This window comes from Phenylobacterium sp. (assembly GCF_037138395.1).
Taxonomy (GTDB): domain Bacteria; phylum Pseudomonadota; class Alphaproteobacteria; order Caulobacterales; family Caulobacteraceae; genus Phenylobacterium.
The window spans coordinates 1-23048 of sequence record NZ_JBAXIM010000009.1 but is presented as its reverse complement, the minus strand read 5'-3'; the positions used below and the strand labels follow the sequence as shown (position 1 = coordinate 23048).

19 protein-coding genes are annotated in these 23048 nt (G+C 69.6%); 14 read left to right on the top strand and 5 right to left on the bottom strand.

From position 1 onward, the window contains the following. The first annotated feature begins 9 nt into the window (after positions 1 to 9). The 10 genes from WCJ52_RS01360 (at position 10) to pdeM (ending at position 12766) form a co-directional block, all read left to right on the top strand. Positions 10 to 2196, top strand: a complete 2187-nt coding sequence (locus WCJ52_RS01360; RefSeq protein ID WP_336901491.1) for a penicillin acylase family protein — start codon at positions 10 to 12, stop codon at positions 2194 to 2196. Between the two features lie 64 nt (positions 2197 to 2260). After that, positions 2261 to 3067 (top strand): chorismate mutase, encoded by an 807-nt coding sequence (locus tag WCJ52_RS01355; protein WP_336901490.1) that lies wholly within the window; start codon positions 2261 to 2263, stop codon positions 3065 to 3067. Between the two features lie 7 nt (positions 3068 to 3074). Continuing rightward, positions 3075 to 4193: a histidinol-phosphate transaminase gene (locus tag WCJ52_RS01350; protein ID WP_336901489.1), complete on the top strand. Its 1119-nt coding sequence runs from the start codon at positions 3075 to 3077 to the stop codon at positions 4191 to 4193. Then, positions 4190 to 5131: a prephenate/arogenate dehydrogenase family protein gene (locus tag WCJ52_RS01345; protein WP_336901488.1), complete on the top strand. Its 942-nt coding sequence runs from the start codon at positions 4190 to 4192 to the stop codon at positions 5129 to 5131. The genes WCJ52_RS01350 and WCJ52_RS01345 overlap by 4 nt, the downstream gene beginning before the upstream one ends. Beyond that, on the top strand, positions 5128 to 5457 hold the full coding sequence (locus WCJ52_RS01340) for an SMR family transporter (protein ID WP_336901487.1): 330 nt from the start codon (positions 5128 to 5130) through the stop codon (positions 5455 to 5457). The genes WCJ52_RS01345 and WCJ52_RS01340 overlap by 4 nt, the downstream gene beginning before the upstream one ends. A gap of 47 nt (positions 5458 to 5504) precedes the next feature. After that, entirely contained in the window at positions 5505 to 8288 is a 2784-nt protein-coding gene (locus tag WCJ52_RS01335; protein WP_336901486.1) for an ATP-dependent DNA helicase, read from the top strand. Positions 8289 to 8342: 54 nt separating this feature from the next. Continuing rightward, positions 8343 to 8618 carry a hypothetical protein gene (locus tag WCJ52_RS01330; RefSeq protein WP_336901485.1) on the top strand — a complete coding sequence of 92 codons (276 nt, stop codon included), beginning with the start codon at positions 8343 to 8345 and terminating at the stop codon, positions 8616 to 8618. Beyond that, positions 8615 to 9547, top strand: a complete 933-nt coding sequence (locus tag WCJ52_RS01325) for a phytanoyl-CoA dioxygenase family protein (protein WP_336901484.1) — start codon at positions 8615 to 8617, stop codon at positions 9545 to 9547. The genes WCJ52_RS01330 and WCJ52_RS01325 overlap by 4 nt, the downstream gene beginning before the upstream one ends. A 40-nt stretch (positions 9548 to 9587) precedes the next feature. Further along, the gene (locus tag WCJ52_RS01320; RefSeq protein WP_336901483.1) at positions 9588 to 12044 is read left to right on the top strand and encodes a ligase-associated DNA damage response DEXH box helicase; all 2457 of its coding nucleotides are present in this window, start codon (positions 9588 to 9590) and stop codon (positions 12042 to 12044) included. Next, a complete protein-coding gene (gene pdeM / locus WCJ52_RS01315) occupies positions 12041 to 12766 on the top strand; it encodes a ligase-associated DNA damage response endonuclease PdeM (protein WP_336901482.1) in 726 nt (241 codons plus the stop codon). Before WCJ52_RS01320 ends, pdeM begins: the two co-directional genes overlap by 4 nt. 59 nt (positions 12767 to 12825) lie before the next feature. Here pdeM and WCJ52_RS01310 read toward each other — a convergent pair whose 3' ends face one another. The 4 genes from WCJ52_RS01310 to WCJ52_RS01295 form a co-directional block, all read right to left on the bottom strand. Beyond that, positions 12826 to 13263 (bottom strand): DUF3429 domain-containing protein, encoded by a 438-nt coding sequence (locus WCJ52_RS01310; RefSeq protein ID WP_336901481.1) that lies wholly within the window; start codon positions 13261 to 13263, stop codon positions 12826 to 12828. Next, entirely contained in the window at positions 13263 to 13925 is a 663-nt protein-coding gene (locus WCJ52_RS01305) for a TIGR02186 family protein (RefSeq protein ID WP_336901500.1), read from the bottom strand. The genes WCJ52_RS01310 and WCJ52_RS01305 overlap by 1 nt, the downstream gene beginning before the upstream one ends. A 28-nt stretch (positions 13926 to 13953) precedes the next feature. Beyond that, positions 13954 to 14787 (bottom strand): sulfite exporter TauE/SafE family protein, encoded by an 834-nt coding sequence (locus tag WCJ52_RS01300; RefSeq protein ID WP_336901480.1) that lies wholly within the window; start codon positions 14785 to 14787, stop codon positions 13954 to 13956. Between the two features lie 107 nt (positions 14788 to 14894). After that, positions 14895 to 17387 (bottom strand): peptidoglycan-binding protein, encoded by a 2493-nt coding sequence (locus WCJ52_RS01295; RefSeq protein WP_336901479.1) that lies wholly within the window; start codon positions 17385 to 17387, stop codon positions 14895 to 14897. Positions 17388 to 17545: 158 nt separating this feature from the next. On the opposite strand from WCJ52_RS01295, the gene WCJ52_RS01290 reads away from it, so the two are divergent. Then, on the top strand, positions 17546 to 17746 hold the full coding sequence (locus WCJ52_RS01290) for a hypothetical protein (RefSeq protein WP_336901478.1): 201 nt from the start codon (positions 17546 to 17548) through the stop codon (positions 17744 to 17746). Here the strand turns inward: WCJ52_RS01290 and WCJ52_RS01285 are convergent. Further along, entirely contained in the window at positions 17721 to 19403 is a 1683-nt protein-coding gene (locus WCJ52_RS01285; RefSeq protein ID WP_336901477.1) for a phosphatidylglycerol lysyltransferase domain-containing protein, read from the bottom strand. The two genes, WCJ52_RS01290 and WCJ52_RS01285, sit on opposite strands and share 26 nt — an antisense overlap. A 158-nt stretch (positions 19404 to 19561) precedes the next feature. Between WCJ52_RS01285 and WCJ52_RS01280 the strand changes: the two genes are divergently transcribed. The 3 genes from WCJ52_RS01280 to WCJ52_RS01270 form a co-directional block, all read left to right on the top strand. Then, positions 19562 to 20785 carry an acyl-CoA dehydrogenase family protein gene (locus WCJ52_RS01280; protein WP_336901476.1) on the top strand — a complete coding sequence of 408 codons (1224 nt, stop codon included), beginning with the start codon at positions 19562 to 19564 and terminating at the stop codon, positions 20783 to 20785. Positions 20786 to 20834: 49 nt separating this feature from the next. Next, positions 20835 to 22046 (top strand): acyl-CoA dehydrogenase family protein, encoded by a 1212-nt coding sequence (locus tag WCJ52_RS01275; protein ID WP_336901475.1) that lies wholly within the window; start codon positions 20835 to 20837, stop codon positions 22044 to 22046. A gap of 69 nt (positions 22047 to 22115) precedes the next feature. Beyond that, positions 22116 to 23048 (top strand): acyl-CoA dehydrogenase family protein (locus WCJ52_RS01270; protein ID WP_336901474.1); only part of this gene is annotated, 933 nt, incomplete at its 3' end.

The window sequence follows — 23048 nt, the reverse complement described above, 5'->3', positions numbered from 1 at the left end:
GGAGCCCCCATGCTGCGACGCCTGCTTCTGACCCTCGCCCTGATCCTGGCCCTTCCCGCCGCCGCCCAGGCGGCCTCGGCGACGCCCTCGAAGGAGATGCTGGGCTGGCGGGAAACCGCCCGGCGGGTCAGCATCGTCAGGGATGACTGGGGCATCGCCCACATCCGGGGCCGGACGGACGCCGACGCCGTCTTCGGCATGATCTACGCCCAGGCCGAGGACGACTTCCCGCGCATTGAGACCAACTACCTGACGGCCATGGGACGCCTGTCCGAGGCCGAGGGGGAGCGGGCCCTCATGCAGGACCTCCGCGCACGCCTCTACACCGACCCCGAAACCCTCAAGGCCCTCTATGGAAAGAGCCCGTCCTGGCTGCGCAAGCTCATGGATGCCTGGGCGGATGGCCTGAACTACTACCTGGCCATGCATCCCCAGACCCACCCCCGGGTGCTGAAACGATTTGAGCCCTGGATGGCCCTCAGCTTCTCGGAGGGCAGCATCGGGGGCGACATCGAACGCATCTCCCTGGACGGCCTGTCGGACCTGTACTCCGACCGGCCCCGGGTCCTGGCCAGCGCCGCGCCGGCCGGGCTCGAGGAGCCGCGCGGCTCCAATGGCATCGCCATCGGCCCCACCCGCGCCTGGGGCGGCAGGCCCCTCCTGCTGATCAACCCTCACACCAGCTTCTATTTCCGGGCCGAGCAGCAGGTGACCTCAGATGCCGGGCTCAATGTCTATGGCGCGGCGACCTGGGGACAGTTCTTCATCTACCAGGGCTTCAACCCCCGGGCTGGCTGGATGCACACTTCCAGTGGCGTGGACTCCGTCGATGAGTTTGCGGTGCAGGTCTTCGACCGGGGCGGCAAGCTGACCTATCGCTACGGTGCCGAAGAGCGTCCGATCGTCACGCGGCAGATCGCCATTCCCTGGCGGACTCCCCAAGGCGCCTTGGTGCAGAGCACCTTCCGGGTCCACTTCACCCACCAGGGGCCGGTCGTCCGGAAAGCAGGGGACCGGTGGATCGCCTTCGCCATGATGAACCGGCCTGTCGAGGCGCTCAGCCAGTCCTTCCTCCGGACCCGGGCCCGCAACTTCGACGCGTTCATGAAGGCCGCGGCCCTGGCCGGGAATTCCTCGAACAACACCCTCTTCGCCGACGCGGACGGGGTGATCGCTTACCTGCACCCCCAGTTCGTGCCGCGACGGGACGACCGCTTCGACTATACCCGGCCCGTGGATGGGTCGGACCCTGCCACCGACTGGAAGGGCCTGCACGCCCTGTCCGAGCTGCCCAGCGTGCGCTCGCCCAAGACCGGTTGGGTCTACAACACCAATGACTGGCCCTGGACGGCGGCGGGTCCTGACAGTCCCCGGCGGGACAGGTTCCCGCGCTACATGGACACGGTCGGGCCCAACCCGCGCGGCGTGAACGCCGTGCAGCTGCTGGAGAACGGTCAGACCTTCACCCTCGACACCCTGGTCCAGGGCGCCTTCAACACCGCCCTGCCGGCCTTCGACCAGCTCCTGCCCGGCCTCGTCGCCGCCTGGGACTCCAGCCCCGGTGCCGACCCCCTTCGCCTGAAGCTGGCCGACGATATCCGACTGCTGCGGGGCTGGAACCGGCGCTGGTCCGGCCAGTCCGAGGCCCTGACCCTGGCGGTCTATTGGGGTGACCTCCTCTGGCCGGAAGCCGAGGCCCTGGCGCGGGCCGAGGGGGTCACAGTCTGGGAGGCCCTGGCCAGCCGCGTGTCGCCCCGGCGCAAGCTGGAGGCCCTGGCCCAGGCCTCCGACCGCCTGCAGGCGGACTTTGGGGCCCGGCGGGTCCCCTGGGGCGAGGTCAACCGTTTCCAACGGCGGACCGGCGACATCCAGCAGGCCCTCAGCGACGCAGCGCCCAGCCTCCCGGCCCCCTTCCCCTCCGCCCGGTGGGGTGCCCTGGCCTCCTTCGGTGCCCGCCGGCCCGAGGGGCAGAAAAAGCTCTACGGTTCCAGCGGTAACAGCTTCGTGGCGGTTGTGGAGTTTGGCCCCCGGGTCCGGGCAAGGGCGGTCACAGCGGGCGGTGCCTCCAGCTCGCCCCTGTCCCGGCATTTCACCGACCAGGCGCCAAGATACCTGAGCGGGAATCTCCGGCCGGTCTACTTCTGGCCCGACGAGATCAAGGGCCATGTGGAGCGCACCTACCGTCCAGGGCAGTAGCCGGCATAGTTGCGCCTTCGGGCGCAATGGCCTATCGCCCAAGCCTCCAGAGCCCGGGACCGCCATGGACGCTTCAGACCCCCAGCCGACCGCACGCACCCTCGAGGCCGTGCGCGCGCGCCTGGATGTCGTCGACCGACGCCTGCTGGAGCTGATCGACGAACGCGCCGCCCTCGCCGGCGAAGTGGCCGCCGCCAAGGTTGCTGCGGGGGAATCCGGCCGGTTTGCCCTGCGTCCGATGCGGGAAGCCGAGGTCCTTCGCAATCTCCTCGCCCGTCCGCGCAAGGCCGCGACGCCCGGCCTGGTCGTCCGGATCTGGCGCGAGCTCATGAGCGACAGCCTGTCCCGCCAGGGCCCCTACCACCTGTCAGTCTTCGGCGGTGGGCAGGCTTCCGTGGTCCGCGAGGCTGCCCGGATGCGCTTCGGCGCCGCCGCGCCCTTGGCCGAGGTCGGTCGCCCCGAGGAGGCCATTGCCGCAGCGCGCACCCCCGGCGGGGTCGCGGTCCTGGCCCTGGACTCCCGGACGCCCTGGTGGGGGCGCCTGCTGGCAGATCCCACCCTGCGGGTCTTTGCCGCCCTGCCCTGCCTGACCGCCTGGGGACGCCCCGCCGCCCTGGCCGCCGCCCAGGTCGAGATCGGACCGACGGGGGGCGATCGCACCTACTGGGTCACCGACGCCCCCGGACCTCCCGGCCGCCTCGTGGAGACCCTGAGCAAGGACGGGGTGGCGGCAGAACTCCTGGCCGACGCCGGCGGCCTGCGGCTGTTTGAGCTGGTAGGCTACTACCAGTCCAGCGACGAACGCCTGGCCCGGGCGCCGGGCCGGCTCACTGGCGTGATCGGCGCCGCCTCCGCCCCCCTGGATACCTGAGGCCCTCATGTCCGACCGTCCCCAGCCCCAGCTCAAGCCCCAGCCAAAGCCCGGCATCCTCGATATCTCCCCCTACAAGCCCGGCAAGGCCGCCGTGGAGGGCGTGGCCCACCCGCTCAAGCTGTCGGCGAACGAGAACATCCTGGGCTCGAGCCCGGATGCCAAGGCGGCCTTCGTCTCGGCCATGGATGAACTGCACCTCTATCCGGACGGCCGCTGCAACGCCCTGCGCGAGGCGATCAGCGCCAGGTACGGCCTTGAACCCGAACGCCTGCTGTTCGGGTGCGGGTCGGACGAGATCTTCCAGCTGATCGGCCAGACCTTCATCCAGGCCGGCGACAACGCCGTCCAGGGCGAGCACGGCTTCGGCGCCTTCGCCATCGCTACCCGCGCCGCCGGCGGCGAGGTGCGCATGGCGACCGAGGTCAACCTGCGCATCGACGTCGATGAACTGCTTGCCTGCGTGGATGAGCGAACCCGGATCGTCTGGGTGGCCAACCCCGCCAATCCGACGGGCACCCTGGTGGGCGGCTCCGAGATCCGCCGCCTGCACGCCGCCCTGCCCGCCGGCGTCGTCCTGGTGCTGGACGGCGCCTATGCCGAGTTCGCCGACGACCCGGACTTCGAGGACGGGGTGGACCTGGTCCGCAACTTCTCCAACGTCATCATGACGCGGACCTTCTCCAAGCTGCACGGCCTGGCCGCCCTCAGGGTGGGCTGGGCCTACATGCCGCAGGACATGGCCGACGCCATCGACCGGATCCGCCTGCCCTTCAACGTCTCAATTCCCGCCCAGCGCGCCGCCATCGCCGCCCTGGCGGACGACGACTTCCAGGCGCGATCCCTGGAACTGGTGCAGACCTGGCGGCCCTGGCTATCGCAGCAACTGGGCGGGCTGGGGCTGGAGACAACGGCTTCCAGCGCTAACTTCGTCCTCGCCCGCTTCCCGAAGACGCCGGGCCGGACCGCCGCGGACGCCGACGCCTTCCTCTGCGCCCGGGGCCTGATCCCGAGGATGGTGGGCGGTTACGGCCTGCCCGACCACCTGCGCCTCACCATCGGGCTGGAAGAACACAACCGGGCGGTGGTGGACGCCCTGGCGGCCTTCATGGGGACCCGCCCTTGATCTATCCGAAGATGGCGGTGATCGGCTGCGGCCTGATCGGATCCTCAGTGATCCGCGCCGCCCGCGCAGCCGGTGTCGTGGGCTCCGTGGCTGTCGGCGAAGCCAGCCCGGCGCACCGGGCGCAGATCACCGCCCTGGGCTATGCCGACCTGGTCACCGACGACATGGCCGAGGCGGTGGCGGATGCCGACCTGGTGGTCTTCGCCGTGCCCGTCCTGGCCATGGGCCCTGCAGCTGTTACGTCGGCGGCGGCGCTGAAGCCGGGCGCCACGGTCACCGACGTCGGCTCGGTCAAGGTCAGCGTGGGCGACGCCCTGCGCGCCGCAGTCCCCGCGTCGGTCTACGTCATCCCTGGACACCCCATTGCGGGCTCCGAGCAGTCCGGCCCCGCCGCGGGCTTTGCCGAACTGTTCCAGGGCCGCTGGGTGATCCTGACCCCGCAGGCGGACGACCGGCCCGAGTATGCGGACGCCACCCGCCAGCTCTCGGATTTCTGGACCGCCCTTGGCGCCCAGGTGGATACCATGGACGCCGCCCATCATGACCTCGTCCTGGCGGTCACCAGCCACCTGCCCCACCTGATTGCCTACAACATCGTCGGCACCGCCGCCGACATGGAAGAGGTCACCCGGGCCGAGGTGATGAAGTACTCGGCCGGCGGCTTCCGGGACTTCACCCGGATCGCCGCCTCGGATCCCACCATGTGGCGGGACATCTTCCTGGCGAACAAGGACGCGGTGCTCGAGGTCCTGGGCCGTTTCACCGAGGACCTGCAAGCCCTCTCCAGATCCATCCGCTGGGGCGAGGGCGACAAGCTGTTCGAGCTTTTCTCCCGCACCCGCGACATCCGCCAGGGCATTGTCGCCGCAGGCCAGGACAGCGCAGAGCCGAACTTCGGCCGGGACCGCCCGGCCTCCGACGGCGCCCCGAAACCGTGAGCGGCTATGCCTGGCTGGCGGGGGCCATCGCCACGGAGATCGTCAGTACCAGCCTCCTGAAGCTGTCCGATGGGTTCACCCGGCTCGTGCCCGGGACCGCCGCCATCGCCTTCGTCGCAGCCTCCTTCTACTGCCTGGCCCAGGCGCAGAAGACGATTCCCCTCGGCATCGGCTATGCCATCTGGTCCGGGGTGGGCATCCTCGCCATCACCGCCATCGGCTGGATTGGCTTCCGTCAGAAGCTCGACCTTCCCGCCATGGTCGGGATGGCGCTGATCCTCGCCGGGGTGCTTATCATCCGCCTGTTCTCGCGCGCCGAAGCCTAGATCCTGTTCCGGTTCCGTTTCACGCCTCCCTGAGCTACTTCTGCGGGGTGAATCTCCCGCCCGCCCTCGTCGTCCTGCCCGGACCCAAGGCCGCCCTCGCCGGCGAGGGCCCGGCGCGCCTGCTCAGGCCGCCGGAGGCCCGCGACCTCTTTCGTTCACCGGAGGTCCTGGTGGCGCACGCGGCCCTGACCGCCCGCAGGCTGGGCCTGGATCCGCCGCCCCGGTCGGCCCGGATGTTCGACGTGCTGGAGCTGTTCGCCTTCGTGCGTCCCGGCGCCTTCACGGCCCCGTCGGCGGCGGGCCTGGCCCTCGCCCTTGGACGCCCTGAACCCTCCGGACCCCTCGAGATGGCAGAGGCCCTGTCCCAGGTCGCCGTTCGCCTGCTTGAGGAACTGGCCGAGAGCCCGACCCCCTCCCGGGAGGAGGCCCTGGCCCTGGCCGAGACCCTCGCCCGGGGCGGCTGGGCCTGGGGGCCTGCGACGACGGAGGCCCTGCGCAGCCGTCCGTCCAGCAACGCCTTCCGCAGTTCCGGCCTCGATGTCTGGTCCCGGCTTGTGGAGTGGGAGGATCCGGGCCCCGCTGGCGAGCCCGGCGACACCCCCATCAGTCCCGAAGCCGCCGTCCGCAGGTTGGGCGTCCTCCTGGGGCGGGCCCGCCTGGAAGAAGACCGGACGGCCCAGGCGGAGTACGCCCGGGAAGCCGCCTTCGTCTTCGAGCCTCGGGAGCGGGAAGGCAGCCCCCGCATGCTGCTGGCCGAGGCCGGCACGGGCGTGGGCAAGACCCTGGGCTATCTGGCGCCCGCCTCGGCCTGGGCCGAGGTCAACGGCCCCTCGGTCTGGATCTCGACCTACACCCGGGCCCTTCAAAGGCAGATCGAGCGCGAGAGTGCGGTCCTGTTTCCCGACCCGGCCGAGCGGGCCCGCCGGGCCGTGGTGCGCAAGGGACGCGAGAACTACCTCTGCCTGCTGAACTTCCAGGACCTGTCCAACACCGCCCAGCTGGGCTCCGCCGACCTGGTGGGGCTTGGGCTGACAGCGCGCTGGATCCGGGCGACCCGGGACGGCGACATGACCGGTGGGGACTTCCCGGCCTGGCTTCCAGGCCTGTTCGCCGGACCCGCCGCCGGCCAGGCGACCGCGTCCAACCTGGTCGACCGGCGGGGCGAGTGCATCCACGCGGGGTGCCCACATTATCGGACCTGCTTCGTCGAAAAGGCGATCCGCGCCTCGCGCCGGGCCGACATCGTCATCGCCAACCACGCCCTGGTCATGGCCCAGGCGGCCTTCGACGGGGCCCGGTCGGTGCGGGGCGCGCCTGAGGACTCGGAGTCGACCCACCTGCGCCGGGTGATCTTCGACGAGGGGCATCATCTGTTCGATGCGGCGGACTCGGCCTTTTCCACGGCCCTTTCCGGCCAGGAGGCCGTGGAGCTGAGGCGGTGGATCCGGGGCGCGGAGCGGCGAGGCCGACGCGGTCGGGGACTTGAGGCGCGGGTGGGCGACCTGGCCGGTGCAGATGGGCCCGCTCGTCAGGCCCTGGAGTCGGTGATTCAGGCCGCTGGCCAGCTTCCCTCCGAAGGCTGGAGTTCGCGGATCTCCGGTGCAGACGGCGTGGGGGCCCAGGGTCCACTCGAGGGCTTCCTGGCAGCCATGGGGGTCCAGCTCAGGGCCCGGGGCGACCCGGCCGACCCGGCCTGTGCGGCCCGGCCAGCCCTTCCGGAGGTGGTGGCAACGGCGCGGTCGGCCGCCGCCGCCCTGGCCGCGATCGAAGCGCCGCTCCTGGCCCTGACACGCTCCCTCGAGGACCTGCTCGACCAGGGTGCCGAGACCCTGACCGGCGCCGAGCGGGGCCGGATCGAGGGCGTCCTGCGGGGGCTGGACCGACGCGCCCGGATGACCCTGCCGGCCTGGAGGGGCATGCTGGCCACCCTCGACGGCGAGCCGGAGCCGGAGGGTGGGGAAGGTTCCGCTGCCAGTGACTTCGTCGACTGGTTCGAGGCGACGGTGATCGGGGGCCGAGCGGTCGACTCCGCCTTCCGCCGGCACTGGGTCGACCCCACCGAACCCCTCGCCCGGCTGGTGCTGGAGCCCGCCCACGGGGTCCTGATCACCTCCGCCACCCTCACCGACGCGGCCGCGGAGGATCCCTTCGACCTGGCGGAACTGCGCTCGGGCGGCGGGCGGCTGGAGACCCCGCCCCGACGCCTGCGGCTGGCCTCGCCCTTCGACTATGTGACCTGCGCCCGGGCCTTCGTGGTCACGGATGTGCGCAAGGACGACGCCCGGCAGGTCGCCGCAGCCATGCGGGAGCTCTTCCTGGCGGCGGGCGGCGGCGGGCTGGGCCTGTTTACGGCCATCCGCCGGCTGCGGGCCGTCCATGAGCTGATCGCCGCCCCCCTTGGCGACCGGGGGCTCTCGCTCTACGCCCAGCACGTCGACCCGCTGGAGGTCGGCGCCCTGGTCGACATCTTCCGGGCCGAGGTCGATTCCTGCCTGCTGGGCACCGACGCCGTTCGTGACGGGGTCGATGTGCCGGGGCGCAGCCTGCGGCTTCTGGTCTTCGACAGGGCCCCCTGGCCCCGGCCGGACCTCCTGCACAAGGCCCGCCGCGCCCGCTTCGGGAATGGCTGGGACGATGCCATCGCCCGGGGCCGGATCGCCCAGGCCTTCGGCCGCCTGATCCGCCGCCAGGATGACAAGGGCGTCTTCGTCATGCTGGACTCCGCCACCCCCACCCGCCTGTTCGCCGCCCTGCCGCCCGGCGCAGAGGTGCGGCGCGTCACCCTGGTGGAGGCCCTGGAGGCCACCCGCGCCTTCCTGGGACCGGGTTAGGCTGGACAGCCCCGCAGGCCCCGCCCATGTTACGGTCGCCCTTGGGGAGAGATCATGAAGAGACAGAAGGTCCTGGTGCTCTACCTGGCGAATTCGGCTCTGGATTCCACGGTGGTCGGCTGGTCGCTGTTCGACGGCACGGGCGAGACCCGCCGGATGGCCGGGGACGAGGACCTTCCGCCCTATCCCACCGGCCTGCACGCCCTGCGCGACGGCTGGCGCCTGATCCAGGCCTCGCCCCTTCTGCCCCACGCCCGGGGCGAGGAGTTTGACCTCGCCTACCTCAAGTACGAATTCCTGTTCGAACAGATCGTGGAGACCGGGGAATGAACAACCTGCCCCTGCTTTCGGCCGAGGCCATGGCCAGCTTCGCCGCCCGTGGCTTCCTGCGCTTCGACGCCGCCGTCCCCGAGGACCTCAACCGCCAGTTCCTGGACGAGATGGGCGACATCGCCCCGCCCCGCCCTGGCCAGAAGATGAGGCGCACCTATGGCGAGTTGCTGGCCCGGGCTGGTGTGCCGCAGACCTCGGCGGGGGTACCCCTGGCGCAGGCCTATCCCGAGGGCTCGGCCCTGAATCGCCTCCTCGACCTGCCCCTGGTGGCCGGCGCCGTCCGCAGCCTGGTGGGCGAGGACCCGGTCTTCGACCACCACTTCCTGCACGTGACCTTCCCGCCCGCCTACCACGAGGCCAGCGGCGGCGAGAACGTCTCCCAGCACTATCACCAGGACTCCACCATCGACCCCCGGCGGGCCTTCGACATCCAGATCATGTACTACCCGCACGCCGTGACCCGGGACATGGGCGGCACCCGCTTCCTGCCCGGCAGCCACCTGCGCAAGGTCAGCGAGGCGGCCATCGCCCGCTACCAGAACATCCGCGGCCAACAGCACATGGTCTGCGAGGGCGGGACCCTGCTCTTCCTGCACTCGGGTATCTGGCATGGCGGCGGGGTGAACGTATCCGACCGTACACGGACCATGTTCAAGGTGCGCATCAACCCCTCGCGCTCCCAGGTCCGCCAGTTCGACGTCTCGACCCTGAAGCCCCAGGACGCCCAGCGCCCGATTTTCTATCTGAAGGGCGCCCTGCCGCCCTCCGTCGAGCAGATCCTGATGACCCAGGAGCCCTGGTACGAAAACGACACCGGCCGACTGGAGCTTCTGAACCGGGTCCGGTTCTGGCGCTACCTGACCGGCGACCCGGACTACGACGCCGACTACTGGGCAACCCGGATCGAGAACCTGGCGGACGCCTGATCCCCCTCGAAACGGAAGGGGAACATGCTAGAACCGGGGCATGGCCGACGCCGCTGCGGATTCCCCCCTCCTGCCCTCCCGATTCGCTGACTGGTTCGCGGCGCAGGGCTGGTCGCCTCGCGTCCACCAGCTGGAGATGGTGGCCCGGGCGCGGGCGGGCCGTGACGCCCTGCTGATCGCCCCGACGGGGGGCGGCAAGACCCTGGCCGGCTTCCTGCCCACCCTGGTGGAGCTGGAGGCCCGCCCCCGCAGCGAGCGGCGGGGGGTTCACACCCTCTATATCTCGCCCCTCAAGGCCCTGGCCGTGGACGTCGAGCGCAACCTCGCCCGGCCAATCCGGGAGATGGGGCTGGACGTCACCGCCGAGAGCCGGACGGGGGACACCGGGGTCGCCCGCCGCCAGAGGCAGAAGGTGCGGCCCCCCGACATCCTGTTGACCACTCCCGAGCAGCTGGCCCTGTTCTGCGCCTGGGAAGGCTCGCGCCTCTATTTCGAGGACCTTTCCTGCGTCATCATTGACGAGATCCACGCCCTGCACGCCTCCAAGCGCGGGGACCTCTTGTCCCTGGGCCTGGCCCGCCTGTCGGCCCTGGCGCCGGGGCTGAGGCGCATCGGCCTGTCGGCGACGGTGGACGACCCGGACGTCATCCGCCGGTGGATGGGCTGTGGCGACCGGCCCGTGGACCTGGTCCGCGGCCCGCCCGGCGCCCCGCCCCAGGTGGACCTGCTGTTGTCCAATGGCCGCACGCCCTGGGCCGGGCATACCGCCCAGCACGCCATGGCCGAGGTCTATGAGGCCATCAGAACGGCGCGGACGGCCCTGGTCTTCGTCAACACCCGCTTCCAGGCCGAGTTCGCCTTCCAGGAACTGTGGAAGCTGAACGACGATAGCCTGCCCATCGCCCTGCACCACGGCAGCCTGGCGCCCGAGCAGAGGCGAAAGGTCGAGGCGGCCATGGCCCGGGGCGAGCTGAAGGCTGTGGTCTGCACGTCCACCCTGGACCTCGGCATCGACTGGGGCGACGTGGATCTGGTCATCCAGCTGGCCTCGCCGAAGGGCGCCAGCCGGATGGTGCAGAGGATCGGCCGGGCCAACCATCGCCTGGACGAACCCAGCCGCGCCCTCTTCGTGCCCGCCAACCGGTTCGAGACCCTGGAGTGCCAGGCGGCCCGGGAGTGCATCGCCGAGAACCAGCTGGACGGCGAGCCCCTGCGGACCGGCGCCCTGGACGTCCTGGCCCAGCACCTGCTGGGCTGTGCCTGCGCCGAGCCCTTCGACGAAGCGGCCATGCTGGCCGAGGTACTTACCGCCGGGCCCTACCGCGACCTGTCCCGGGCCGACTTCGACCTGACCCTCGACCTCACCGCTACCGGCGGCTACGCCCTGCAGGCCTACGACCGCTTCCGCCGGATGGTCCGGGACCCCGGGGGCCGCTGGACGGTGCGCAATGGCGAGATCGCCCGGCGTCACCGGCTGAACCTGGGGGCCATCCTGTCGCCGGATGTGCTTTCCGTCCGCATCGCCCAGGGCGCTCGCCTGGTAGGCGGCCGCAAGATCGGGGAGATCGAGGAAGGCTATTTCGAGATGCTGGACCCGGGGGACACCTTCGTCTTCGCCGGCCAGGTCTGGAGCCTGGCGGGCATTACCGGCATGGACGTCCTGGTCCGGCCCGCCCGGGACACGGACCCTAAGATGCCCTCCTGGGGCGGCTCCAAGTTCGCCCTGTCCAGCCATCTTGCCCGCCGGGTCCGGCGGATGATGTCGGACCCGGCGGCCTGGGAAGTCCTACCCCCGGACGTGCGCGAGTGGCTGGGCCTGCAGCGCCGGCATTCGCGGATCGTGGCCGAGGACGAGATGCTGGTGGAGACCTTCCCCAGGGGCCGCCGACACTTCCTGGTGGCCTATCCCTTCGAGGGCCGGCTGGCTCACACCACCCTGGCCATGCTGCTGACCCGCCGGCTGGAGCGCGCCGGTGCCCAACCCCTGGGGTTCGTCTGTAACGACTACGCCCTGACCGTCTGGTCCCTTCAGCCCATGGACGACGTCAACATGGACGACCTCTTCGCCCAGGACATGCTGGGCGACGACCTGGAGGACTGGCTGGCCGAAAGCTTCATGATGAAGCGCGCCTTCAAGGGCTGCGCCATCATCGCTGGTCTCATCGAACGGCGATTTCCCGGGGAGCCGCGCAAGTCAGGACGGCAGGTGACCTTTTCCACGGACCTGATCTACGACGTCCTGCGGCGCCACCAGCCCGACCACCTCCTCCTTCGCTGCGCCCGCCAGGACGCCGCCGAGGGCATGATCGACGCCGCCCGCCTGGGCGACCTCCTGGCCCGGGTGGCGGGGCGGATCCGCCACGTCCGGCTGGACCGGCTGTCCCCCTTCGCCGTACCCATGCTGATGGAGATCGGAAAGGAACGGAGCCCTGGCGCCGCCGGCGACGCCATACTGGCGGAGGCCGAGAGCGAGCTGATCGCCGAGGCCCTGGCATGAGCCCGGTTGCAGCCCTCGGCCTGCGCCCCTGGGCGGACGGCGCCCTGGAGCTGACCCTGGCGGGGGAGGCGGCGCGCCTCCTGCCGTCAGGGGCCCTGCTGCTGGCCGGACGTTCCACCCTGATCGTCGCCGACCTGCACCTGGAGAAGGGCTCGGCCTTCGCCGGCAGGGGCCAGCTCCTGCCGCCCCTCGATACCCGCGAGACCCTGCGGCGCTTGACGGCAGATGCGGCGGCCCAGGCTCCCGGGCGAATTGTCTTCCTGGGCGACGCCTTCCACGACCGGGGGGCCTCCAGGCGGATGTCGGAGGCAGACCGGGAGGCCCTGGAGGCCCTGGGCCGGGCGGCGGACCTGGTCTGGATTACCGGCAACCACGACCCGGAGCCCGACGGCGACCTACCCGGCAAGGCGGCCGACGAAGTGCGGCTGGGCGACCTCGTCCTGCGGCATGAACCCCGGACCGGACCCTCGCCCGGCGAGATCGCCGGGCACCTGCATCCCTGCGCCCGGATCGCCACCCCCCGCGGGGCGGTGCGGCGCCGGTGCCTGGTCACGGATGGGGAGCGAGCGGTCCTGCCCGCCTACGGGGCCTTTACGGGAGGGCTGAATGTCCTGGATCCGGCCTTCTCAGGACTGTTCCGAAAGTCGCCCGTGGTGGCCGCCCTTGGCGACCGGCGGGTCCATGCGGCGGGGGTCCGGTCCCTGCGGCCGGACCGGGGCTAGATCCTGTTCCGATAAGTGGGAACTGGTTGTCGGACCGAGACAGGGTCACGCATCTCAAGTCAGAGGCGCAAGGCCTTCTCCAGGGCCAGGGCCAGGGACACGCAGGCCGAGAAGGTCAGAAGGGTCATCAGGGCCGGGTAGCGGGACAGGGTCTGGGGCGCCTTGTCGAACAGCCAGGCGGCAAGATAGGCCACGATGAAGCCGCCAATGATTATGTCCGCGGCGACATAGTCCCGGGCCAGCAGGAGCCCGCCACCGGCGAGTGGAGGCAGCATGGCACCCGCGAGCCGGATGAGGTGGGGCGGTTCCCGTCCCGCCTCCTGGCTCCAGCGGATTCCCCCCAGGAAACCGAGGACCACCGCTGACCAGGTCAGGAGAACGTGGATGGAGGTGAAGTGCAGGTCCGATGGGCCAAAGGCGTAGGTGATGGCCGCAGCGGGAAATCCGGCCAGGCCCAAGAGGGCGAGACTCCAGACCGGGCGGGGAGCCAGGAACATCACACCCTCCTGAAGACTGCGGACGCTGCCCAGCCGGCGGCCAGCGCAATCAGCATACACGCCATACCATAGGCCCAGGGGCTCTGACGGGCAAAACCGGAAATCACCCGCTCGAGCCCGACCTTCTCGACGACCAGCTCCCGGCTTCGCCGGGTGATGGGCTGACCGTCCTGGAACAGCAAAACATCCACCCGGTAGCGGCCGACAGGCGCGGAAGCCGGCAGGGTGATCCGGGCGCGAAACAGGCCCTTGTCGACGAAGGTCACCCCGGCGGGATCCTCCAGGTACAGGCCTTCCCGGGCCTTGAGCCGGACAAAGGCGCGGGCGAAAATCGGGTCCATGCCCGCCGAAAGGTCCAGGGCGCCCGTTCCTGCACCCTCACTTCGAAGGGTCGATAGGGCTGCAATCTCGGCGAGCCTCCGGTTGGAGGCGGTCAGGTGAAACCCCGGGGCGCTCGCGACCGTCGCCGGGGGGCCGTTCAACCAGAGCCCGGCGCGCCGCTCACGCCGGGCGATGGCGGCGGGCTGGTCGGGTCCCCGGACAAGGACCACGACGTCGGCCGGCCTTCCAGAGGGGTCGAAGACGGCGCCGAAGACCCCGATCCGGGCGCCGGCATATCCGGCGTCGACCTCGACATTGGCCGTGGTGAGGTCTGCAGACAGGTGGACGGGTGGGGGATCGGCGGTGATCTCAGCCTCCCACCGGCAGGAGGACGAAGGGATCGGTTGGGGTCAGGACCAGGCGCATGCCCATGAAAAGGCCGACCCCGAGGATGATCACCGCCAGGAGGACGCGCAGTTCCTCGGCGCGGACCCGGGCCGAGGCCCGGGCACCAAGCTGGGCGCCGAAGACGCCTCCCAGCACGAGAAGTCCCGTCAGCAGTATGTCCACCGTCTGGTTGCGGCCCGCCTGAAGGACAGTGGTCAGGGAGGTGGTGAGGATGATCTGGAACAGGCTGGTGCCCACCACCACACCGGCGGGCATCCGCAGGAGGTAGATCATGGCCGGGACCAGGATGAAGCCGCCGCCAACGCCCATGACCGCGGAAAGCACCCCCACGAAGGCACCAAGGAGAAGGGGCGGGAGGACGCTGATGTAGAGACGCGACCGGGGGAACCGCATCTTCAGGGGCAGACCATACAGCAGGGCCGGGCGACGGGACTGGGAAGCGCCGGCGGGATCCCCCCGGCGCCGGCGGGCCAGGGCCCGGAGGGACTCCCACAGCATCAGCGATCCGATCACGCCCAGGAAGACCAGGTAGGCCAGGGCTACTGCCAGGTCCGCCTGACCCGCCAGCCGGAGCCAGCGGAACACCTCCACACCGATCACCGAGCCGACCGCCCCCCCGGCCGCCAGGACGCCGCCCATTCGGAAGTCGACGCCCCGGGTCGCCGAATAGGCCAGGACACTGGAGGTCGAGGAGGCAGCGACATGGCCGGCCATGCTGGCCACCGCAACGGGCGCGGGCACGCCGAGGAAGACCAGAAGTGGCGTCATCAGGAAGCCGCCCCCGATGCCGAACATCCCGGACAGGAATCCCACAAGGGCACCGATCGCCACCAGCAGGGGAGCGTTGACCGAGATTTCCGCGATGGGGAGGTAGACGTCCAGCGCGAGCGCCTCCTGCGGCCTCAGCGGCCCAGCATGGCAAGGCGTTTCAGGGTGGCGTCGTCCAGGAGGCCGGTCGCGGGTGCCTTCTGGTCCTTCTGGTAGGCCTCGATGGCGGCCCTCAGCTGGGGCGTGGTCGATCCGTTGGCCGGCCCGGAATAATAGCCGAGGCGGCTCAGGGCGGTCTGCGCGAGGCGAATATCGTCCGACGAGACCGGCGCCGCGGCCGTCATTGTCGGGCGGAGGCGCTCCACACTCCGCAGGGCCTCGCCATCGCCATTCTCGGCGGCGCGGGAGTACCAGACATAGGCCTGGCGCAGGTCACGAGGCGTGCCCATGCCCCGCTCGTAGACGACGCCCAGGTTGAACTGGCTGCCCACGAGGCCTGCTTCGGCGGCGCGGCGGAACCAGCTGACGGCGACCTCGGGATCGCGCGGCCCATCCTGTCCGTTCATCAGGGCCAGGGCATAGAGGTGCATGGAGACGCGATCGCCAGACTCGGCGGCACGACGGAGCCAGGACCGGGCCAGGACGGGATCCTGGGCGAGGCCCGCCTCGCCCTTGCGGTACAGCTCGGACATCAGAGCCATGGAGGGTCCATGTCCGGATTCGGCCAGGGTCCGGACCTGGCTGAGCACCTCAGGGCGTCCGGCCTTCAGGTCGGCCTGGGCCTTGCGAAATCTTGCGTCCAGCCCCGAAGCCGGTACTGCAGGCGACGGGCGGGCCAGCGTCTTGGCCTCAAGTGGGGTCTGGAGTGGGGCCTGCATCTGGGCCTGGGCCGTCGCCGCCGGAGTCACGCCAGGCGCGGGTGCGAGGGCGACGGCGGCGCGAACCGGCTCAGAGGGGCTCCGGGGCACCGAGGCCAGGACGCCCGGCTCGGTGCGGGCGCCGCCCTTCCCGGTCGTGCGGCTCTCGAGCACGCTCAGCACACCATAGCCGACCAGGGAGACCGAAATGCAGAAGACCGCCAGGGAGGCCAGACCTGGTCCTGCGAACCTGCGGGGCCGAAGTGCCGGCCGGGGCGGCGACAGGTCAAAGCCCGGCAGGACCACTTCCTCGGGCTCGGAAGCCGGTGCCGGATTTCCTGCGCCACGCGCTGTCGCCGCACGGGCAGCCGCCAGGAGGTCGATCGGCCATTCATCGCCGCGCCCGTCTTCGGCATCACCCGGAAAGACGGCGGTCCTGGCAGTGGGCTCCGATGGAACGGCCTCGGTATCGTCGTCGTCGAAGAGCGAAAGGAGGCGCGACTCTTCGGCCAACATGGCGCTTGGCCTAGCGGCGGCGGGTGACGATTCGGGGCGGGGAAAGTGGGCGTCGAGACGCAGCCGGGCCTCTTCCAGGAGGCGAGTGGTCCGGTCTTCGCTCCTCCGGATCCGCTGCGTGATTTCGTCGCCGGCGGCCGTATCGCCGGTCCCTGCCACCAACGCATGGGTGAGGGGTCCGTCGGTCCGCAGACCCATACGGTCGTTGATGCGTGCGATTTCCTCGCCCAAGCGGGCGACGGAAGCGGCCTGGGAAGGGTCGGCCCGGGACAGCCGGCTGGCCAGGATCTCGCTGATGCGCTCGGCCTGATCGGCCGGGTGGCGCTCTGTCGCCTCCGGGGTCTCGGGAGGCTGCACCGAACGGTCAGGTCCAGGGTCCCGCAGGCCCGCCGACTGGCGTTCGACGCGTCTGACTTTCTCGGACAGTTCGGCGACCGCGCGTTCCAGATCGCCAATCCGATGCCCCGCGGTTTCGGAAAGATCGCGCGTCATCTCTTCCCGGGCGGCGTCCAGGCGTTCACCGAGCCGGAATGACATCTCCCGCAGGCGGCTCTCGACCCCCTCGCCAGCGCCAGCCTCAAGGTTGGCAAGCCTCTGGTCCAGACCGCCGAAGGCCTCATGCAAGGCGCTCATAGCCGCCGCCGTCCGGTCCTGAATCTCGCCGATCCGGATGGCCACCTGGTCAACCCCAGCTGACACCGGGGGACGGGTCTCGGCCCGTTCGAGGCGGGACCGGAAGGTCTCGAGGGTCTCCTGGGTGCGGACCTCGCCCTCGCGCATCTGCACCGACAGGCGGCCAAGCGCGGACTCCAGCGCCCTCAGGACGTCTTCATAACGGTCCGCACGCGGTTCCGGCCTGGGCGTGGCGGGTGGCCGCACCACTGCCTGCTCCAGGCGACCGAAGGTGGCGCGCACCGAGCGATCGAGGCTGGCGAGGGCTTCGCCGGTCCGCGCCTCGGCGCCATCCAACCTGTCGGCGAGACGGTCGAGGATCTGGGAAAGGCGGCGCAGCTCGCCCTCGGGGCGGTCAAAGGGATCGCGAGTGTCAGGGGCCGTTGCGGAACGCGCCTGACGGGGTGCTCCCGCGACGGGGCCCGCGACAGGGGCCGACACGGGGGTGGGGGCCTCGCCTTCGAGAATCGACCGGTTGAGCCATTCGCCCAGGGTCATGCCGGCCCGCGCCGCCAGTTCCTTGGCGACTTCCCGGGCCCGGGGGTCGATTCCCTTGACGCTCCAGGGCACCCCTGACGACATGCGAATCGCTCTCCCACTGGCCAAGGTCTGGTGTAGCCAGCCGGCTTTCGGGTGTAAACGCGCTGTTAACCCGTGGACGCGGGCCGGTCGCGACGCGCTGTGGATAGATGTCAGGTCCAGGATTCAATCGGCAGGAGATTCAACCCTTGGATGTCAGGATGACCCTACTGGCCATGCTCCTGTCAGCTGGCCTCGCGGGCTTCGCCGGTTGGCGGGGCGCGCGTCCGCCGGACCTGATCAGGGGACCCCGGATGATCCCCTGGCAGCCCATCATGGTCGCCTTGGCGACGGCCCTATTGGTGTTCGTCGTCCACCTCGTGAACCTGCTCGGCGTTACGACAGGACCGAAGTCGATGTAGCCATGCCGGGGGCCTCACCCTTGCGCGGCCGCCGGGTCAGGCCAGCAAAGCCACCGGAGGTCAGCAGGCCGACATCAGCCAGCATCAAGGCGATGGTCCACTTGGCCGGGCCGGCCGCATAGCGGGGCTCCCAGTCGGGATGGAACTTGTCCTTGTAGCTGCGCACGCCCTGGAAATTGTAGACGTCTTCCCCCAGGTCGAACATCAGGCGCCCGACCCGCGTCAGGACCGGTGCCAGCGGACGGTCTTCCAGGCCAGCCAGGGGCGCATTGCCAAAATCCAGGTAGGCGTAGCCCTGCTCCCGGCCCCAGCTGATGAGCTCCACGAAGAGGAAGTCCATGATCCGTTTGGGCGCAGCCTGGCTGTAGCGCATCAGATCGATGGCGAAAGCCTCGCAGCAGGCGGTCGGCCAGAGATTGGCGAAGGCGACAATGCGCCCTTCCCAACGGGCCACGGCGACAGGAAAGGCCTTGATGTAGCTCGGCTGGAACCCCCCCAGGGAGAAGGTCTTGTCACCACCGGGCTGGCCTTCCAGCCATTCATCCGAAACGACCGCGAGTTCGGGCAGGCAGGCCTCGACGGCGTCCGGCTGTATGACCTCGAAGGTGGCCCCGGCGTCGCGGACCTGGCGCCAGGCCCTGCGAATCTTGGCCCGCGTCTGGCCGGCGAATGCGAAGTCCCGGAGCGGAAGACGGGCGCATTCCCCGATCTTCTGGATGGAGAAGCCAAGTTCGACCACGTCCGGCAAGTCCTCGGGACCGATACCGTAGAGGCCAGGGCGCGCGGCGTGGGCGTCGGCCATCTCCCGAAACCGCCAGAGTAACTCGAGCCGCTCGTCCCGGCGGCCGACAGGTCCGCCCATGGCGACCCAAGACCGCCCCCGGACCCCAAACATCAGGAAGCTTCGCCCGGACTCGGAGAACAGGAACCGCTTGTCCCCGAGCAGCGCCAGGTTGGAAGTCGGCTCTGCAGCCTCAGAGTCGGCGAGGATGGCGCGCACACGTGCGAAGTCTGGGTCCTCCTCTCCGATCACCCCGGGCGTCGCCGCCGTGGCGATCAGCCGCCAGATCCCAAAACCCAAGAAGGCCAAGGCGGCGCCCGCCCAGGCCCGGATGGAGCGGGCGACGTCGCGGTCCATCATGGTCTTCCAGATCGGCTGGTCTTCGTAGTTGACGTGCTGGAAGAACCAGAGCCCGAGCAATCCCGCCCCAACCAGGGCGGCGGCGGCCGACAGCAGCCAGCCCGGCGAAACCTCCATCTGGGAGAGGGCCGCCTTTCGCGGGAAGGCGGCGCGCAGGGGCGCAAGGAAGGCGCCGATGGCCGCAAGGATCAGCGCCTCCTCCCAGATCATGCCCTTGGCGAGGGCCAGCAGGGCCGTCAGGAACAGCACGGCCACGCTCGCCGCCCAGGCTGCGTCCAGTCGTGACCGCAGCCCGAAGGCCAGCATGACAAGCACGAGGCCCAGCACGCTCGATGCGAAGTGGCTGGTCTCGATCACCAATGCCGGGAGGGTCATCGACAGGCGCATGAAGCGCTCGGGGGAGGAAGGTGTCGCACCCGAGGCGATCAGCATGGCCCCGGCGAACATGACCAGGATCGCCCCCGCCAGGGGCGCTGCGGACAGGAGGGCGGGTCTGAACTCGCGTCTAAGCGCCATGCTGAACCTGAAAAACATCAAGACAAGGCCGGGTCTACCCCCACAAACTTAACAGATGCGCTCAGGAGCGGACCGGGTCAAACCCTCTGCCGAAGGTCTTGCTCCTCCCGGGGCGCCCGCTAATGTAGTGCGAACCTGAGTACTGACGGAGGAGTCCAATGGCTGATTTCGGCGGCGAGAACCCTGAAGCCTTCAGGTCCGATGTCCGTGGATGGCTGGAGGCCAACTACCCTTCGGAGCTGAGCAGCGCTGATGTCCGCACCGATCCCGAAGCCATCTGGGGCGGCCGGGCCTTCCTCGGCTCGGAGGATCCGCAGATCGTCTGGATGCGCCGCGTGGCCGAGAAGGGCTGGACGGCGCCAACCTGGCCTGCAGCCTACGGCGGCGGCGGCCTTTCGCCAGATCAGGGGCGGATCCTGGAGCAGGAGCTGGCTCGCGGCCGCTACCGCCCGCCCCTGTCCTCATTCGGGCTTTGGATGCTCGGACCAGTCCTGCTGGAATACGCCAACGAGGCCCAGAAACTTGAGCACCTGCCCCGCATCGCTCGAGGCGAGGCCCGCTGGTGCCAGGGGTATTCGGAGCCCGGCGCGGGTTCGGACCTGGCCGGCCTCCAAACCCGCTGTGAGGACAAGGGCGACCACTGGCTGATCAATGGCCAGAAGGTCTGGACCAGCTACGCCAACAGGGCCGACTGGTGCTTCTGCCTGGTGCGCACAGACATGACGCGCAAGCATGAGGGGATTTCCTTCGTCCTTATCGACATGACCTCACCCGGCGTCGAGACCCGCCCGATCCAGCTCATTTCCGGCGAGAGCCCCTTCTGCGAGACCTTCTTCACCGACGTGAAAATCCCCAAGGGCAACCTTGTGGGCCCGGTCAATGGCGGCTGGCAGATCGCCAAGCGCCTGCTGCAGTACGAGCGCCAGAATATTTCGGGCGGCTTCGGGCCGGGCGAAGGTGCCGGCAGCTCCTCCAGCGACCTCGGGGTTATGGCCCGGAACTACATGGGAACCGATGAGACCGGCACCCTTTCGGACCCCGACCTTCGCGGTCGGATCACCCGCAACAAGATGGACTTCGACTGCTTCTACAAGACGATCAACCGGATCGCAGCGGAGTCTAAGGCTTCCAACGGCCCTTCGGCGGCGACCTCCATCATCAAGTACGCGGTCGCCGGCTTCGCCCAGGAGCGGTCGGAACTGATCGTCGAGATGATGGGCAGCCAGGGCCTGGGCTGGACCGGAGACGACTACGCCGCCCCGGAGATCGGGGCTGTGCGCGGCTGGCTTCGGGCCAAGGCCAATTCCATCGAGGGCGGCAGCTCAGAGGTCAACCTCAACGTGATTTCAAAACGAGTCCTGGGCCTTCCCGACCCGCATTAGGGATGACTGCGGCGGGACCCCTTCGGGCATTTCCAGGGAGACGAGACAGATGGCGGATTTTGGCGGCGAGGACCTGGAAGGGTTCAGGGTTGAGGCGCGGACCTGGCTGGAGGACAACTTCCCCAGGGCCCTGGCGCAGGATCCGGCGGCCCAGATGGCCGCCATGGGTGGCGGCCGTGAGAGCGACGACGCCCGGCTCTGGCGGGAGCGCATGGGCGCGAAGGGCTGGGGCGTCCCGACCTGGTCGGCGACCTATGGCGGGGGCGGCCTCTCCCGGTCCCAGGCCCGTATCCTGGCCGAGGAAATGGCAAAGATCGGTGCCCGCAACCCCATCGGTGGCATGGGCGTAATGATGTTTGGCCCGACCCTGCTCGAGTACGGGACCGAGGCCCTCAAGCGCCAGCACATGCAGGGCATCGTCACCGGCTCTGTCCGCTGGTGCCAGGGCTATTCCGAGCCTGGTTCCGGCTCGGACCTGGCCTCCCTGCAGACCCGCTGCGAGGACAAGGGCGACCACTGGCTTATCAACGGCCAGAAGATCTGGACCTCGGGCGCCAACACCGCTGACTGGTGCTTCTGTCTGGTGCGCACCGACTCCGCCAAGAAGCACGAGGGGATTTCCTTCGTCCTCATCGACATGCGCGCGCCCGGGGTGGAGGTTCGGCCGATCAAGCTGATCAACGGCACTTCGCCCTTCTGCGAGACCTTCTTCACCGACGTGAAGGCGCCCAAGGACCAGCTCTTCGGGCCTCTGAACGGCGGATGGTCGGTGGCCAAGCGCCTCCTCCAGTTCGAACGGGACAATATCTCCGCCGGCCTCGGCGGGGGCTCGATCGGCGCGCCGGCCACTGCCCTCACAGTCCGTCAGGCGGCGCTCGACTATGTGGGCCTGGACGAGGACGGCCGCCTTGCCGACCCCGACCTGCGTCGCCGGATCATCGACCACCTGATGGAGACCCAGGCCTTCCAGCAGACTGTGCGCCGGGCAGCCGATGAGTCAAAGTCCAACCAGGGTCCGTCTGCGGTCACCTCCATCATGAAGTACGCAGGCGCCAAGATCGCCCAGGAGCGGAACGAGCTGATCGTCGAGTCCCTGGGAACGGCCGGACTGGGTTGGGAGGGGGAAGGCTATTCGGACCCCGAACTGGCCGCCGTCCGCATCTGGCTGCGCGCCAAGGCCAACTCCATTGAGGGTGGAACCTCCGAGATCAACCTGAACGTGGTTTCCAAGCGCGTTCTTGGACTTCCCGACCCGAAATAAGCGACTCGCGAAACTGGGGCCTTATGGTATAATTAGGCCTAAAATATTGAATTTAATGGAGTATTTCTGATGGCTGATTTTGGTGATAGCGGAATCGACGCCTTCCGGAGCGAAGCCCGGGACTGGTTGGAGGCGAATTTCCCCGCCTCCCTGCGCAAGGACCTCAGCGCCATTGAGGCGATGGTCATGTCCCCCGAGCCTGCCAAGGGTGATTTCGCCCTCTGGAAGGAGCGCATGGGCGCCAAGGGCTGGGGCGTGCCGACCTGGCCAGCCCAGTACGGCGGCGGCGGCCTCTCACGCGAGGAGGCCCGGGCCCTGCAGCAGGAAATGGTCGCCATCGGCGCCGTGAACCCCATCGTCGGCATGGGCATCAGCATGTTCGGCCCGACCCTGCTCGAGTACGGGACAGAGGCCCAGAAGCAGAAGTACATCCCCGACATCGTCACTGGACGCGTGCGCTGGTGCCAGGGCTTTTCCGAGCCCGGTGCCGGGTCGGACCTGGCCTCCCTGCAGACCCGCGCCGAGGACAAGGGCGACCACTTCCTGGTCAACGGCTCGAAGATCTGGACCTCCGGGGCCCAGTGGGCCGACATGATTTTCTGCCTGGTCCGCACTGACTCCACCAAGAAGCACGAGGGGATTTCCTTCGTGGTGTTCTCCATGCGCCAGCCCGGCGTTGAAATCCGCCCGATCCAGCTGATCGCCGGTAACTCGCCCTTCTGCGAGACCTTCATCACCGACGTGAAGGTGCCCAAGGACGACCTGGTCGGCCCGCTGCACGGCGGCTGGTCGGTGGCCAAGCGCCTGCTCCAGCACGAGCGCAGCGGCATGGATGGTGCCCGCCGCGGTCCTGGCCAGAAGGTCGTCCTGGGGCAGGTGGCCAAGGCCTATGTCGGCGAGGACGAGCATGGCCGTCTGGCCGATCCGGACCTGCGGACCCGCATCGTGATGAACGAGATGGACCAGGCGGCCCTCCAGGCCACGGTCCGCCGCGCGGCGCTT